General features: G+C 52.4%; 7 protein-coding genes and 1 pseudogene. All 8 read left to right on the top strand.

Features of this window, described 5'->3' with window-relative positions:
- Positions 1 to 4: 4 nt before the first annotated feature.
- The 8 genes and pseudogenes from FPZ49_RS04845 to FPZ49_RS04810 all read left to right on the top strand — a co-directional run bounded on the left by FPZ49_RS04845 (position 5) and on the right by FPZ49_RS04810 (position 15922).
- The gene (locus tag FPZ49_RS04845; protein ID WP_144843976.1) at positions 5 to 2482 is read left to right on the top strand and encodes a hypothetical protein; all 2478 of its coding nucleotides are present in this window, start codon (positions 5 to 7) and stop codon (positions 2480 to 2482) included.
- A 35-nt stretch (positions 2483 to 2517) separates the two neighbouring features.
- The gene (locus tag FPZ49_RS04840; protein ID WP_144843973.1) at positions 2518 to 4944 is read left to right on the top strand and encodes a glycoside hydrolase family 20 zincin-like fold domain-containing protein; all 2427 of its coding nucleotides are present in this window, start codon (positions 2518 to 2520) and stop codon (positions 4942 to 4944) included.
- Between the two features lie 40 nt (positions 4945 to 4984).
- Positions 4985 to 6221: pseudogene (locus FPZ49_RS04835) on the top strand (ribulokinase).
- A gap of 175 nt (positions 6222 to 6396) precedes the next feature.
- Positions 6397 to 8148, top strand: coding sequence for an L-fucose isomerase (locus FPZ49_RS04830; RefSeq protein WP_186445624.1), 1752 nt, complete (start codon positions 6397 to 6399; stop codon positions 8146 to 8148).
- Between the two features lie 153 nt (positions 8149 to 8301).
- A complete protein-coding gene (locus FPZ49_RS04825) occupies positions 8302 to 10194 on the top strand; it encodes an exo-alpha-sialidase (protein ID WP_144843966.1) in 1893 nt (630 codons plus the stop codon).
- A 30-nt stretch (positions 10195 to 10224) separates the two neighbouring features.
- A complete protein-coding gene (locus FPZ49_RS04820; protein ID WP_186445617.1) occupies positions 10225 to 13032 on the top strand; it encodes an S-layer homology domain-containing protein in 2808 nt (935 codons plus the stop codon).
- 263 nt (positions 13033 to 13295) lie between these two features.
- Positions 13296 to 14921 carry an extracellular solute-binding protein gene (locus FPZ49_RS04815; protein WP_186445616.1) on the top strand — a complete coding sequence of 542 codons (1626 nt, stop codon included), beginning with the start codon at positions 13296 to 13298 and terminating at the stop codon, positions 14919 to 14921.
- Between the two features lie 89 nt (positions 14922 to 15010).
- Positions 15011 to 15922, top strand: a complete 912-nt coding sequence (locus FPZ49_RS04810) for an ABC transporter permease (RefSeq protein ID WP_144843957.1) — start codon at positions 15011 to 15013, stop codon at positions 15920 to 15922.
- Position 15923 lies beyond the last annotated feature (1 nt).

The following is a 15923-nucleotide window of genomic DNA, read 5'->3' as shown; positions in this document are numbered from 1 at the left end:
AGGCATGGCATCCGCTTTGCAAACGGTTGATCTTACATGCGCTGTCGTCGTTTGCTCGACAAGCGCATCGGCACACGAAACTAAAGCCATTACCGTCCTCATTGAGGAAATCGCGAAACGGACCGGAGTTGTCCTGACTACCGAGCGCAGCGTGAACACTGATGTCCGGGTTCCCACCATCATTGTCGGCACCAAGGCCTCCCTTGAGGAACTAATGAAATCCAGGCTGCCGCACCAGGAGCTGCTGGATGAGCTGCCTTCACCGGGAGCGGAAGGCTACCGCATTGTGGTGGGGACGCCGGCAGACCAGCCGCCGGTGGTATGGGTTGTCGGTGCCGATGCGCGCGGTGTACTGTTCGGCGTGGGACATTTGCTGCGTAAGCTGCAAATGACGAATGGCCGGATTCGGCTCCATGCGAAGCTGCGCATTTCCAGTACGCCTGCGCTGAAGCTGCGCGGTCATCAGCTGGGCTACCGCCCCAAGACTAACGCCTACGATGCGTGGTCAGCCGAACAATTCGAGCAGTATATCCGCGAGCTGGCAATTTTCGGCTCCAACAGTATCGAAATTTTGCCGCCGCGTACGGATGATGACCCGACAAGTCCTCATATGAAAGTGCCGGCGCTCGATATGATGATCCGGCTGTCTGAAATCATCGATTCCTATGGACTGGATGTATGGATCTGGTATCCGAACATGGCATCCGACTATAGTGATCCCGAAACCATCGAAGCCGAATTGGCGGAACGGGAAGACATTTTCCGCAAGCTGCCCAGAATCGATCACATTTTAATCCCCAGCGGTGATCCGGGACATATCCGGTTGGATGAATTTTTCCAATGGACGGAGCGGGTTGCGGGTCTCCTGCGCCAATATCATCCCCACGCGAAGCTGTGGTTTTCCCCCCAGCATCCGCAGCCTACGGATGAATGGGTAAACGGGTTTATCGAAGGGGTAAACCGCAAGCCGGAATGGCTCGGGGGTGTAGCTCACGGTCCATGGGCCAGGAAGCCGCTGCACGAATTGCGGGAGCTGCTCGATGATGCGGTTGCGATTCGAAATTACCCGGACATCACGCATAACTTCGCAGCTCAGTTTCCTATCCGAGAGTGGGACCTCGCATTCGCGATGACGCATGGCCGCGAAAGCATCAATCCCCGGCCGGTAGCCATGAAGCAAATTCATAACCGAATTTGCGGCTTTACAATCGGCAGCCTTACCTACTCCGAAGGCATCTACGATGACGTCAACAAGTTCATTTGGGGGGCCCAAGATTGGGACCCGACCGCGGACGTTGCACAGACGCTGCGCGACTATGCACGTTTTTTTATCGGTGACGAGTACACGGAAGCGGTGGCGGGGGGCATCCTGGCGCTTGAGCGCAATTGGAGCGGACCGCTGATCGCCAACAGCGGAGTCGAGGTCACGCTCAGACAGTGGCGGGACATCGAAGGTGCGGCCCCGTCTGCGGTGCTGGACAATTACAGGTTCCAGATGGGCTTGCTGCGCGCCTATTATGATGCCTACATCCGGAGGCGCCTGCTGTATGAAACGGACTTGGAGCTGCGGGCCGTAGAAGTACTGAATAATGCTTCCGAGCTGGGAGCGTTGGCCGCTGTGGAGGAGGCGGAATCGATTCTTTGTGCTGAATCGGAATCGATTGCTGCGCAGCTGCGTCAAGCCTGCCATGATATGGCCGAGCGTCTGTTTCATTCGATCGGAGCCCAATCGTCGGTCGGAACGTATCAGGCAATCGCTTGGGATCGCGGGGCTTTCATGGACGATATCGACAAGCCGCTCAATAATGCCGAGTGGCTGCTCGCCCATTGCCATGAGGTCCGGCATTTGGCGGACGAGCGCAGCCGACTGGACGTGATCCGTCAAGCGATTCGCAGAACCGACCCGGGGCCAGGCGGGTATTACGATAATCTAGGCTCCCCCTCTAGCTGGGAACGCGTGGTCATGCGACGGAGCAAGGAAGAGGATCCGGCTTTCGAAGACACGGTCTTTACCGCTTATTGCGTGCATTTCCTTCATCTTCGCGAGAATCGAAAAAAGGAAGTCGGCCCTGTGCCGCTGGCCTGGCTGACCCAGCTGACTACGTTCTATAAAGCTCCGCTTACGCTCAAGTACGAGCATCTGGACAACGATTCGGATTACATCCTGAAGGTAAGCTACAGCGGATTTATGACCGCTCGCAGTGGCCCGATGCAGCTGATTGCCAATGATCGGCATGTTCTTGCGGAGGGCTTGCGCGTGAATGTGCCTATCCTGCAGCAGGAGTATTTCGTTCCCCGCGAGGCCATTAGGGACGGCAAGCTTCTGCTGTCCTGGAGTACCGCTCCAGACCGGGTGGGCCCTTATGCAGCCGAGGTTTGGTTAATGAGAGCCGGAGATTCATCCGCCAATCGAACTTCTTTACAAGCAGCGCCGCGTTTAGCTGACATTCAGCGTGCATCGTTTAACGGTACGATGGGGTAGTACGATTGCCAAAAGCAGAAAAGGAGAGAGGAAAGATGAACCAACAACAGGTATGCAATGGGGTACAAGTGACCGATATATCCAGCGCAAGCATTTACATCTCGGCATCAATGCCAGCCAGAGGAAGGACGGCCGTGAACATTCTGGTGGAGGAAATCGAAAAACGGACGGGAATTCGATTGCCCGTGCTGGACACGCCTCCTGCGGATACTCGGCCGGTGATTGCCGTTCACTATTTAACGGAGCAAGGTCAGAACGCGCCCGGACCGGAAGGATTCCGCATCTCCACGGAGAGCCGGGAACGCTTCACGATTACGGTGGAGGGGGCCGATGACCGGGGTGTTCTGTATGGTGTGGGAAAGCTGCTGAGACTCATGTACATGACAGAATCCCACCTGCAGGCCCCTTCCTCCATCAGCCTTTGCGAAACGCCGCATTTCCCTTTGCGGGGACATCAGCTGGGATACAGACCGAAAACCAATGCTTATGACGCATGGACACCCGAAATTTATTCCCAGTACATCCGGGAGCTGGCCTTGTTTGGAGCTAACAGCATTGAGATTATGCCACCGATCACGGATGACGATCGCACCGGCCCGCTGATGATCTATGACCCTTTGTTTATGATGCAGCATGTATCGGAAGTCTGCGACTCGATGGACTTGGATGTCTGGATCTGGTATCCGAATATGGGCTCCGAGGACAATTGGTATCCGGCCTCCGGCAACGACGAGGAGTTTATGAAGCCCGACTATCTGAAGCTGCAATTGGATGAGCGCGACGAAATTTTCGGATCGATGAAGCGAGTGGATCACGTCTTTGTACCCGGCGGGGATCCGGGTGCCTTAGGAGCGCAGGACTTATTCGATTTTATGGCGATGCAAGCGGAGGTGCTGCATAAGCATCATCCCCATGCCCAATTGTGGGTGTCGCCGCAGGCGTTCAATCCGACTGATGAATGGTTAAACGTGTTTTTCGAGAATGTGCGCAAAGAACCGGAATGGCTCTCCGGGGTGGTGTTTGGCCCTTGGGAAAAGCACTCCTTGCCGGAGCTAAGACAGCTTGTGCCAGAACGTATCGCCATCCGGAGCTATCCTGACATTACTCACAGCCTAAGCTGCCAATACCCAGTACCGAACTGGGATACGGCGTTTGCCATGACTCTCTCCAGAGAATGCATTAACCCTAGACCCGTGGCACAAAAGCATATCCATAACTCGACGAAGGACGATGGCATTGTCGGCTCGTTAAGCTATTCCGAGGGGATTAACGACGACGTAAACAAATTTGTATGGAGCGGCCAGGACTGGAACCCGGAGACGCCTGTGCTCGATACGTTAAAAGAGTTTGCCCGATTGTTTATCGGTCCGCAGTTTGAAGCTGGGGTTAGCCAAGGTCTGCTTGCGTTGGAGCGTAATTTCGACGGGCCGATAGCGACAAGTCACCAAATTCCGGTCACTCTGCAGCAATGGAAGGCCATGGAAGCAATTGCCGACGAGAAGGTTCAGAATAATTACAGGTTCGAGCAGGGCTTACTGAGAGCCTACTATGATGCTTATATTCAGAGACGATGGATCCATGAGGCCGAGCTGGAGTCTAAGGCCAGAGATATTCTGGCTCAAGCGCCATCACTAGGCACACTTCAAGCGATGGAGCTCGCGGAGGAAATGCTGGATAAGAAAGAGACCGAGCCGGTTTGCGCGGAATATAAGCTGAAGTGTGATGATCTGGCCGACCGTCTGTTCGAGCATATTGGAGCGCAGCTTACCGTTGAAAGGCATAAAGCCATCGGCGTCATCCGCGGAGCGTTCATGGATGGCATTGATCTGCCGCTGAATGATATGGCGTTTCTTAAAGATGCTTTTGCCATCATCAGACAGCTGCCTACGGAGCAAGAGCGCTTAAACGCGTTGAATGACAAGATTATTCATCGCACCAACCCGGGCATCGGAGGCATTTACGATAATTTTGCGCTGAATCACTCCATATCCCGAGTTGAACACATCCATTCGTGGGCCGATGATCCTGGCTACTTGAAGACACCGCTGCTGCGGCATAATCCAGCTATTTTGCAAAAGGCGTTGGCTACCTCCTCGACTTCCACGTATACAAGGCTAATCAAAGAAACGCTGGATCGCATTTTGCCGGGTCTAAGCAGCCCGCCGTTAGCCTGGGTCACCTATTTGAATTCATATTACTCGGCTCCGATCAAGGTGACCTATACCGATCTGGACCCGTATGCATCGTATGTGGTTAAGGTCATGGGGCTGTGGGGCGGACGGGTTCGAATGCTGGTGAATGGGAAGTATGCCGATGATACGGATGTAAAGTACAGAGGGCTGCTGGATGAGTATCCGATTACCCCGGATCAAATCCCGGATGGCAGGCTGGAGATTGTCTGGGTCAACGAAGAATCGGGTGTCGGCCCGTACATTAACGAGCTATGGATCATCAAGCAATAAGGAAGAACATCCCTCATCAAGAAAGAGAGACCTTGGATCAATGGAAACCAAATATGCCATTGGCGTCGATTATGGAACCGAGTCGGGCAGGGCTCTGCTGGTCAATATTCAAACCGGGGAGGAGGTGGCCGCTCATGTAACTCCTTATCCCCACGGCGTGATTGATGAAACGCTGCCCGGCTCCGATGAGCGGCTGGAGCCGAATTGGGCGCTTCAGCACCCGGACGATTACTTGGAGGTTCTGCGGCGTTCCGTCCCCGAGGTGATTCGGTGCTCCGGAATCGATCCAGCGGATGTCATAGGCATCGGGATTGATTTTACCGCTTGTACGATGCTGCCTGTAGATGAGCTGGATGTGCCTCTTTGCTTTCAAGAGGCACATAGGGCCCATCCACACAGCTGGGTTAAGCTTTGGAAGCATCACGCCGCTCAGGAGGAGGCTAATCGGATCAATGAGCTGGCTGAACGTACGGGGCAAGCCTTTTTATCCCGGTATGGCGGTAAAATCTCGTCCGAGTGGATGTTGGCGAAAATCTGTCAGATTGTAGATGAAGCGCCGGAAATGTACGCTGCGGCGGACCGGTTTGTGGAAGCGGCCGATTGGGTCGTTTCCGCCATGACCGGAAGTAAGCTGCGAAACAGCTGCACAGCCGGCTACAAAGCATTGTGGCACAAAGAAGACGGTTATCCGGGCGAAGATTTTTATAAGTCTCTTGATCCTCGTTTGGAGCATGTAACCAAGACGAAACTGCGCGGGGACATCGTGCCGCTCGGTACAAAGGCGGGAGAGCTAACGGCCAAGATGGCCGGGCTCATGGGTCTCAAGCCTGGAGTTGCTGTTGCCGTCGGCAATATTGATGCCCATGCCGCCGTCCCCGGAGTCGGCGTTGTCACGCCGGGCAAGCTTGTCATGGCGATGGGAACCTCCATTTGCCACTTGCTGCTCGATGAATCCGAGAAGCACGTCGAAGGCATTTGCGGCGTTGTGGAAGACGGCATCATTCCCGGCTATTTTGGCTATGAGGCCGGTCAATCGGCAGTGGGCGGTAGCGGCAGGTTCAGCACGTGGTGGCTACAACAGTATCGTGGAAGCGGCGAAACGGATGGCTCATGTGAAGGATGAAACCTTTAAGCCGATCCCAGCTCATGTGGCTGCCTATGATTTGCTGTATCAGGAGTACAGCCGATTGCATGATTATTTTGGGCGCGGGGGCAATGACGTGATGAAACGACTTAAGCAAATCAAGGAGAGCAGCAGCCGAACATCCCGAAGGTAAGGAATGAAGCCGCTGAGACAGCCGATCCTGCCTTTTGACGAGTTTCATGAGCGGATTGCGGATGAATGAATTGCATATGTTTGCCGTTTGACGGCGGAGCTAGGCAGCTAAGACATAAGTTGAGGAGGACAACGAAGTGAGCGAACTAAAAGTTGGCCATCGACTGGTGGGCGATATGCCCAGGATTGGGATTCGTCCGACGATTGACGGGCGAAGAGGCGGCATTCGGGAATCGCTGGAAGACGTGACGATGAATATGGCGAAAGCCGTTGCAGAGCTCTTAAGCCATACCTTGAAGCATGCGAACGGACTTCCCGTAGAATGCGTTGTAGCTGATACGTGTATCGGCGGCGTAGTGGAAGCGGCGCAAGCCGCTGCGAAATTTGAACGTGAGGGCGTAGGGGTATCCATTACCGTAACCCCATCGTGGTGCTATCCGCTGGAAACGATCGACACGACCCATATTCCCAAAGCCATTTGGGGATTTAATGGAACGGAGCGCCCGGGTGCGGTGTATTTGGCGGCAGCCAATTCGGCACATAACCAAAAGGGTCTTCCGGTTTTCAGCATTTACGGGCGCGACGTGCAGGATATGGGGGATGGCACGATTCCCGCCGATGTTCAGGAGAAGCTGCTCCAGTTCGCCAAGGCGGGTCTTGCCGTGGCCGCCATCAAGGGCAAATCTTATTTGTCGCTGGGCTCCGTATCGATGGGGATTGCAGGCTGTATCGCCGACGAGCCGTTTTTCCAGCAGTATCTTGGCATGCGCAATGAATATGTCGATATGACCGAGTTTGTCAGACGAATGGAGCGCGGCATTTATGATCGCGAGGAATTCGAATTAGCGCTGCAATGGACCCAGGAAAATTGCACGGAAGGCGTCGATGTGAATCCTGAGCACTTGAAGCGGACCGCAGAACAAAAAGCACGCGATTGGGAAACGGTCGTTCAAATGACCTTGATCGCACGGGACCTGATGGTCGGTAATCCGAAATTGGCCGAGCTGGGCTACGGAGAAGAAGCGCTTGGCCATAATGCGATCGCCGCCGGCTTCCAAGGTCAACGGATGTGGACCGACCATTTTCCTAACGGTGATTTTATGGAGGCCATCTTGAGCTCATCCTTTGATTGGAACGGGTGCAGGGAGCCATTCATCATGTCCACCGAAAACGATACGCTCAATGCAGTAACTATGCTGCTGGGCCACCTTCTTACCGACTCGGCTCAAATTTTTGCTGATGTGCGTACCTATTGGAGCACGGATGCGGTTGAGCGCGTGACAGGCAAGGAGCTGAGCGGGCTTGCGAAGGATGGCATCATTCATCTGATTAATTCGGGTCCTGCTGCGCTTGATGGTACAGGTCGTCAATCCAAAGACGGCAAGCCCGCCATGAAGCCGTTCTGGGAAATTACGCAGGATGAAGTGGAGGCGTGTCTCAAGGCAACCTCTTGGTGTCCTGCCGTCGACTTCTTCCGGGGCGGCGGGTTCTCAACCGATTATCAAACGGCAGGAGGCATGCCGGTGACGATGGCCCGCATCAATCTCGTCGCGGGATTGGGCCCTGTGCTGCAGCTTGCCGAAGGCTACACCGTGGATTTGCCGCAGGACATTCACGATGTGCTGGATCAGCGTACGAATCCGACCTGGCCTACCACTTGGTTTGTGCCCAGCTTGACAGGAGAAGGCGTATTCCGCAGCGTGTATTCCGTAATGCAGGCGTGGGGCTCCAATCATTGTGCGCTTAGCTGCGGGCATATCGGCTCGGCGCTGATTACATTGGCGTCCATGCTGCGGATACCGGTCAGCATGCATAACGTGGCCGAGGATCGCATCTTCAGGCCAAGCGTATGGCATGCCTATGGTACGGCGAACCTGGAAGCGGCGGATTATCGGGCTTGCTCGCAGCTCGGGCCGTTATATAAATAAGCAGGAGAACGGGCAGCGGGGGCGCAGAAAAAGATCCGGTCCCCGCTTATACCGGTGCAGGATCAACCGCTTCGGGTTATGTGTCTTTTGCAGTGGCTGCGGCGAAGTAGCGGCTATTAACTTAATCAATAAAAAAACGGAAGGAAGTGCAGCATGTTGAAAAAGCTTAAGCGAATTAAGCGTTTCAGCCTTGCGTTATCACTGCTCCTAATCATGAGTTTATTTGGCTCCGTAGCGGCCGATGCACAGTCTGTTGTTAACGGAATTGTCAGGCAAGATATTTCACCTTCCGATAAGGTCAATCACAATCATGGCTCGACCATGGTAGAGCTTCATGACGGCACTTTGTTGGCCGTTTGGTTTAGTGGGGATGGCGAACGCGACGGCAACATCACAAAGCTTGTTGGAGCCCGCTCGAAGGATGGAGGCAGCACTTGGACCGCACCGTTCACCGTATACGATACATTGGATTTTCCAGATAACAATCCGGTGCTTTTTGTAGACAGTCAATACCGGCTGTGGCTGTTCTATAACGTTATTTACAATGGCCAATGGGTATCGGCTCAGCCTAAATACATGTATTCCGACCTTGGCAACTATGAGTACACCGCTAGAGACGGCGGAAATCCCAAGTGGCACTATCCTCAGCCGATTTATATGAACGGAGATGTCATGGCTGGAAAAGGCACCTTCTCCGGCGGCGTGTGGAAATACGGCGTGAAAGGAGCTGAGGTGAAATACGTGGCTCCATCGAGTGTAACCGCTAACACTTATCTGGATCCTTCCCAATATGTTGAAGTCACTTCATGGTTTAACCCGTCTGACAAACGATATATCACTGACAGCTTTGTTGTTGCCATGAAACGCAAATATGAGAAGTTTATTGATTACTTACAGGCCAACAAGCCGTACGATGATGTGTACAACGGAAGAACACAAGAGATTATCGATTCGCTGCAAAACGGCATTTATGTGGGATCCGGCTCCAGCTATTCGAAATACGAGCCGCCGATCATTAAAAATTCGATTGAACGCGCGTCCGGTGCAGACAACAACTCCAATACATGGAATCCGATGTACCGCAGACTCGGCTGGCAAACGAAAAACAAACCGATTGAAATCCAATATAATGGCAAGTCCAGATTGATCCTGCCGTTATACTCCGACTCTTTGGCGCTTTCGATTTGTGTGTACACAGACGATCACGGGGCTACATGGAAAATGAGCGAGCCCATTGTTGGCGCAGGTACGATTCAAGGCTCCTTGATTCAATTGAACAACGGCAATCTTCGTGCCTACTTCCGCAGCGGTAAATTGGATGGGAAAAATGGCCGTCTTGCATGGCATACCACCTATTCCGAATCCTCGGATGGCGGCCAAACGTGGAGCATTGATAAGGTGGATCCGTATTTGAAAAACGACGGCGGCTTCGAGATTTCCAAGCTTCCGAATGGCGATTGGCTTGCGGCAACGAATCAAGAAACGAAGCGCGTCCCAGTGGATCCGGTACAAAGCGGTCATCGCTTGACGTTCAGTCTGCTTAAATCCAGTGATGAAGGGCAAACCTGGAAGTCCATTATGATCGAGGGCAATAACGATCTTACCGTGTCGAAGGATACCTATGAGTATCCATCCGTGATTGTCGATCATTACGGCAATGCTTTGATGAACTATTCCCACTTTATTAATTTCAATGGAACCGACAAGAGGATGGGCTTCGCCAAAGTTGCGGCGTCTGAAATTCAAACGTTGTTCGATTCGGTCGTTACAGCAACTTACGGCTCCAGTACGCCGGTGCCGGTCATCAATAATGTGCCGACGATTATTTTAGCCAAAAATGCTGCAACACAAATGAACTTCACCTTGACTGTTGGCGGAAGTGTTCAAGCGGACGGCGATCTCCACTGGAGCTCTGATTTGTCATCGGTTGCTTCTATTAACAACAACGGCACAGTCACCGCAGTCGGTGCTGGTACCGCTCAAATTACAGTTGTAAGCCGAAAATACGGAACCATTTACAAATGCTATATCACGGTCACGCCATAACAAACAAGCGATCGCAAAGGGGTAATGAAGATGAAGAAAAGAAACAAGCTCGCGCTGACGCTGGCCGTTTGTTTATCCATGACAGTCTCAAGCATCCCGGCCTATGCTGCAAGCTCAGGGAGCATCAACGTCTCGGATAAGGTTACCAGTATTTTCGATCCGGTGAAGGATAACGGGGATACCGGAGATCATACGCACGGCTCCAGCATTGTGGAGCTGCCAAACGGAGAGCTGCTGTGCGTATGGTTTCAAGGTAACGGTGAGAGAGACGGTACAACGACTCGAATTATGGGCGCAAGATCGATCGACGGCGGGAAAACGTGGAAAACGCCTTTTGTCGTGACCGATGCTCCGGAAATCGCGGACATTAATCCGGTCGTCTACGTAGACTCCGGCGACCGGCTTTGGCTGTTCTGGTATCCGGTACTGGCTGGCCGTTGGTCTACGTCGCAGCCTAGATATGCCTATTCGGAAAAGGGGAGCTATGAGTTCGACAAGATCGGGAACAATGTTCCGAACTGGACCTTCTCCGAAAATATCGGCATCAAGATCGGTAAAAACATCGGGGATGTAGTGGATCCTGCGAGCCCCAACGATTACATCAGCCAGGATCTCAATAATCCGGCACGAGCCCCGCTCAACAGCGAAGGCTTTGTCAATACGCTCAAAGCCAAGCTTCTGCAAGAAAAGGAATATGCCTTTACACCGATTGCTCAAGGCGGAGCAGGAGTCAGCGTGAAGGCGCATGGCTCCGAATTTGACGCTTTGTATACTCAGGCTATGCAATTGAGCGGCGGTGATCCTAATCAATATATTTACGCACCTACCGTAGCGGATTCCATCTTTAAGGCTCGTTCCGGCTATCCGTATGCCCGCCGTTTTGGCTGGCAAACCAAGGACAAGCCGTTTACGGTTCAGCTGGGCGGAGGCAAAGTGCGGATGCTGCTGCCTTTGTATTCCGATACGCTTGAAATCAGTATCATGGCATTTACGGAATACGATCCTTCCAAGCCTTTGGCGGATAATTCCATCCGCTGGGAAATGAGCGAGCCGCTCGTAGGGATTGCGAACGTTCAACCGACGATGGCGCAAAGAAAAGACGGGACGATTGTTGCCTATATGCGTGACAATGGACCAAGGCCTTACCGTGTTCTGTACTCCGAGTCTAAGGACGGCGGTCTGACATGGAGCATTGCCAAAGACGTTGCTGAATTGCAAGACCCTGGTGTAGGACATGATTTGCTTCAGCTGAAAGACGGCAATTGGGTATTTGCGCATGTGGATACCGAAAACAACCGGAACACCTTAGCCGTGGCTCTTTCTGATGACGAAGGAAAAACATGGAAATACAGAAGGCATCTTGTATTGGATACAAGAGCCAGCGCAGGCAGCTATCACTACCCAGCCGTTTCGGAAGCCAAGAATGGGGATATTCTGGTCAGCTTTAGCCGTTTCTATTCCCCATTGGATTTGAATGCTTCATCTCAGTCGATGGCGAGCTACAAGCACATTGAGTTTTCCAGGCTGACGGAGGATTGGATCAAGCAAGGCGATTCCGTGAATATGGTACGTGAATATGAAAATATTGACCGGGAAATAGCCGTGCCTGCGGCGTTCAATATCGCAACAGCATCGGATGATGCGATCAAAGCGTTGTTACCAAGCAAGATTAAGGCATATTTGAGCTATAAGCCAGGTGCGAGCAATGCGACGCTGCCTTCCGTTGACCTGCCGGTCAATTGGGATATGACGTCCATTAGGAACAATTTTAAGCTGAACACGTATCTCAGCGATAAGTTTGTAGGCACGGTAGATGAGTCCAAGCTTCCGGCGGGCATCACGTCTGACATGCTTCCGGCTTTCGCGCCGTACTGGAAAATTTATCTGTACAATGATCCGGCTGCCGTTGCTGTAACGAAGGTGCAGCTTGATGCCTCCAGTCTGACGCTGGTTACAGGGCAGACTTACACGTTAAATGCTGCCGTATCGCCAAGCAACGCAAGCAATAATACGTTGATTTGGAGCACGAGCGACAGCCATATCGCCACCGTCGTTAACGGTCTAGTAACGGCCGTGAGTCCTGGCAGCGTGGTGATTACGGCAACAACCGTCGACGGAAACTTCACGGCGACTGCCACTATTGCGGTCAACCCTCCGAGCAGCAGTTCCAGCAGCAGCTCCGGTGGCGGATCTGCTGCGGCTCCAGCTCCGTCTACGGACAGCCAACCGGCCGATTCGGCTCAGCCTGTGAAGAAGCCTGCAGCAGAATCGGGTAAAGGTAAAGCTCCCGTTTTCTCGGATGTCAGCGAGCATTATGCATGGGCTCAAAACGCTATCAATGCTTTAGCAAGCAAAGGGATCATTCAAGGAACCTCAGAGCAAACCTTCTCGCCTGAGAAAAACATTTCCAGAGCGGATATGATGACGATGCTCGTTCGAGCCTTGAATTTGAAAGCCGCCTTTGATTCCAACTTTGAAGATGTGAAGAAGGACGACTATTATTACGAGACGCTTGGTGCAGCCAAGGCGCTCGGCATCGTAAACGGTATGGATGGAAATAAGTTTAACCCGTCCCAGGAGATCAGCAGACAAGATTTAATGGTGATGGTTTCCAGAGCACTGAAACAGCAGGGCAAGCTGCCGGCGGGAGCCACGGCCGATGACTTAAAAGTCTTCAAGGATGCGTCCGACATTGCCGGCTACGCGGTCGACAGCGTTGCGGCGCTTGTCAAAGCCGGGATTGTTGAGGGCAGTGACCAAATGCTGAATCCGAATGGAAAAGCGACCCGGGCGGAAGTTGCGGCAATTGTGTTCCGCATTTTAAACCAATCCAAATAATTTTATGCTGAGCTCTCGGCGAAGCATACCGCGTTAAAGGCGTCCCCACCACCTCAAGCTTCGGCGGCAGGCTCGGTGGGGGTTGCTTTTTTCCTTCATACATAGCGACATTTTGCATCATGGGGGAGAAATGAATCAACGCGCGAAAAGGCGGAAAAACGGCACGTTTATCGCCCATTTTGGATATTCCAGCGGCTGGAAATCCTATGCTACGATCCTCGTGTAACACCATCCAATCTCAGAAGTATAGGAGGATTTGTACAATGAAAGCAAAAAAGGGGATTATGGCCGTAAGCGGCTCGATGTTCTTGCTGACCGGTGTGCTTAGCGGCTGCGGAGGCAGCACGCCGCCACCTGCAGCGAATCCTGCACCTGGCGCAGGATCATCTAGTACAGGGGCAGCAGCTGCGACTGCGCCGGCCCAGCCATTAGCACTAACATGGATGAGATATGAGCACCCGTCGCAAGCCATTGTAGCCAACTCGAAAGCCGTACAGGAAATTTTAAAACGGAAGAATGTCAAGCTCGATCTGCAAAGCGTACCGCAAAGCAACTATGACGATAAGAAAAAGACGCTGATTGCCACCAATACGCTGCCGGATGTCATGCTGGTCAAACAGGATGATATTCAGAACTTCGCTGATTCAGGCACCTTTTTGGATCTAACCCCCTATTTGGACAAAATGCCGAATTTAAAGAAGTTCATCGCCCAACAGCCGGAGATCAACAAAAATAAAATTGACGGCAAGCTATTCGGCTTACCGCTGGTGGCGAACTGGCAGGGCGTCGGCGGCCAGCTTCCGATGATCCGCGTGGATGTGCTTGATAAACTGGGATTGAAAAAGCCTACGAATTATGACGAGCTGTATCAAGCGCTGAAGAAAATGAAGGAAGCGAATCCGGATTCCTATCCGTTTGCCGCACGCGCCGCCAATGGACTAACGGGAACGGAAAACCTGCTCAATCCGATCGCTTTCGGCTTTGGGAGCGGATACACCACGTTTAATGGCACCAAGGTGTACTATGAGCCCAAAGAGAAGCAGTACAAATTCGGCCCGTCCATGCCGGAGTTTAAGGCCGCCGTCACCTGGCTTCGCCAGCTGTATAAGGACAAAATTCTGGATCCGGATTACGCTACAGCCACCTCGCAAACTTGGCAGGAGAAGCTGAATGCAGGCAAGTCCTTCTATTTCCAGGACAACAATGGCTTCGCGAATACGTTTAATCTGAACCTGCAGAAAAAGGATCCCAATGCGAAATTCGATCTGCTGGATACGATTGCTTCCCCGAGCGGAGCGAAGCGCAATCTGATTTACGCGCTGGGTCATTTATCGGAATCATACGTCATCAACGCCAAGGTCAAAAATCCGGAGCAGGTGGCTCAATTCATGGATTGGCTTTACTCGCCGGAAGGGATCGAACTAACTAACTTCGGTTTGAAGGGCGATGACTTCACAGGGGATAACGGAAATTACAAGCTGACGGATGCGATTGTGAACAAGTATAAAGACAAGCAGCCAAGCCCTGTGTATGCGCTGCAATCCGAATATGGCACCGGCTACCTCGGTCTGGCGCTGGCTAGCGACGACCATGTAAACCTGCCGTGGATGACCAAGGAAGCGATTGAGTGGAACACGAAAGCCGAAAAAGGTCTGAACGCAGGGGAGAACGTCCAATTCGTCAACGACCCTCCGTTTACCAAGGATGAGCGGGAAAAGCTGAAGCAAATCCGTACGCAGCTGGATGCTTACCTGACGCAAAATATGGATAAATTCATCATTACCGAAGGTGCGCTGAACGACTGGGACAACTTCGTCAAACAGCTGAAGACCAAGGGCGCAGACGATTTGGTTAAAATCTACAACGATGCTTTGGCACGGGTGAAGTAACGCTCGAAGCTAAAGCCATGAGGGGGATGCGCGCTGCCATGGCCTACCGGGCAGCCTGTCCCCCGATTTTTTAGAAGGGAGTGGGAGAGATGACACCAGCCGCCGATCTACAAAAGAAACTCGGTAAGAGCATGCCCCTGTATCTTATGTTTGCATTGCCGTTTGCCTATTTTGCCATCTTTCATTACGCACCGATGATCGGTAATTTGATGGCGTTTGAAAATTATTCGATCGTCAAAGGCTTCTTTCACAGCCCTTGGGCCGGCACGAAGTATTTTCGCCAGTTTTTGACGGACCCGTATTTTTGGCAGGTGGTAAAAAACACGGTGCTAATGAACGTATATTCGCTCCTATTTTATTTTCCTTCGTCCCTCATCTTCGCTTTGCTGCTTAATGAGCTTAGGCACAAGTTTTTTAAAAGCTTTATTCAAACGGTCACCTATGTGCCCCACTTTTTATCCACGGTTGTGGTCGTCGGTATGCTGGTTAACTTTTTATCCGTCGATGGACTCATCAACGAAGTGATTAAACTGTTCGGCGGAGAGCCGAAGACGTTCATGTCCTTGCCGGACTGGTTCCGGGGCATTTATGTCGGCTCCGAAATTTGGCAGGGGATCGGTTGGAATTCGATCATTTATTTGGCGGCGCTCACCGGCATCGATCCGCAGCTGTATGAGGCGGCTACCGTGGATGGGGCCAATCGCTGGCGTAAATTGCTTCACATTACATTGCCGGGCATTTCTACCGTCGTTACCATTATGCTGCTCCTGACTTTGGGTAAAATGCTGTCGGTCGGCTTCGAGAAAATTTTATTGATGTACAGTGGTCCTACGTATGAGACCGCGGATGTCATTCAAACCTTCGTCTATCGCCGAGGGCTGATTGACAGTGACTTTAGCTTTGCTTCGGCGGTAGGCATTTTCCAATCGGTGCTTGCGTTTGTGCTTGTCGTATCCGCGAATGAAGTGTCCAAAAAAATCAATGGCTCCAGATTGTTTTAGT

This window comes from Paenibacillus cremeus, assembly GCF_007786445.1.
In the GTDB taxonomy this organism is placed as follows: Bacteria; Bacillota; Bacilli; order Paenibacillales; family NBRC-103111; genus Paenibacillus_G; species Paenibacillus_G cremeus.
The sequence above is the reverse complement of the archived record's forward strand: the minus strand, read 5'-3'. Positions and strand labels throughout refer to the sequence as shown.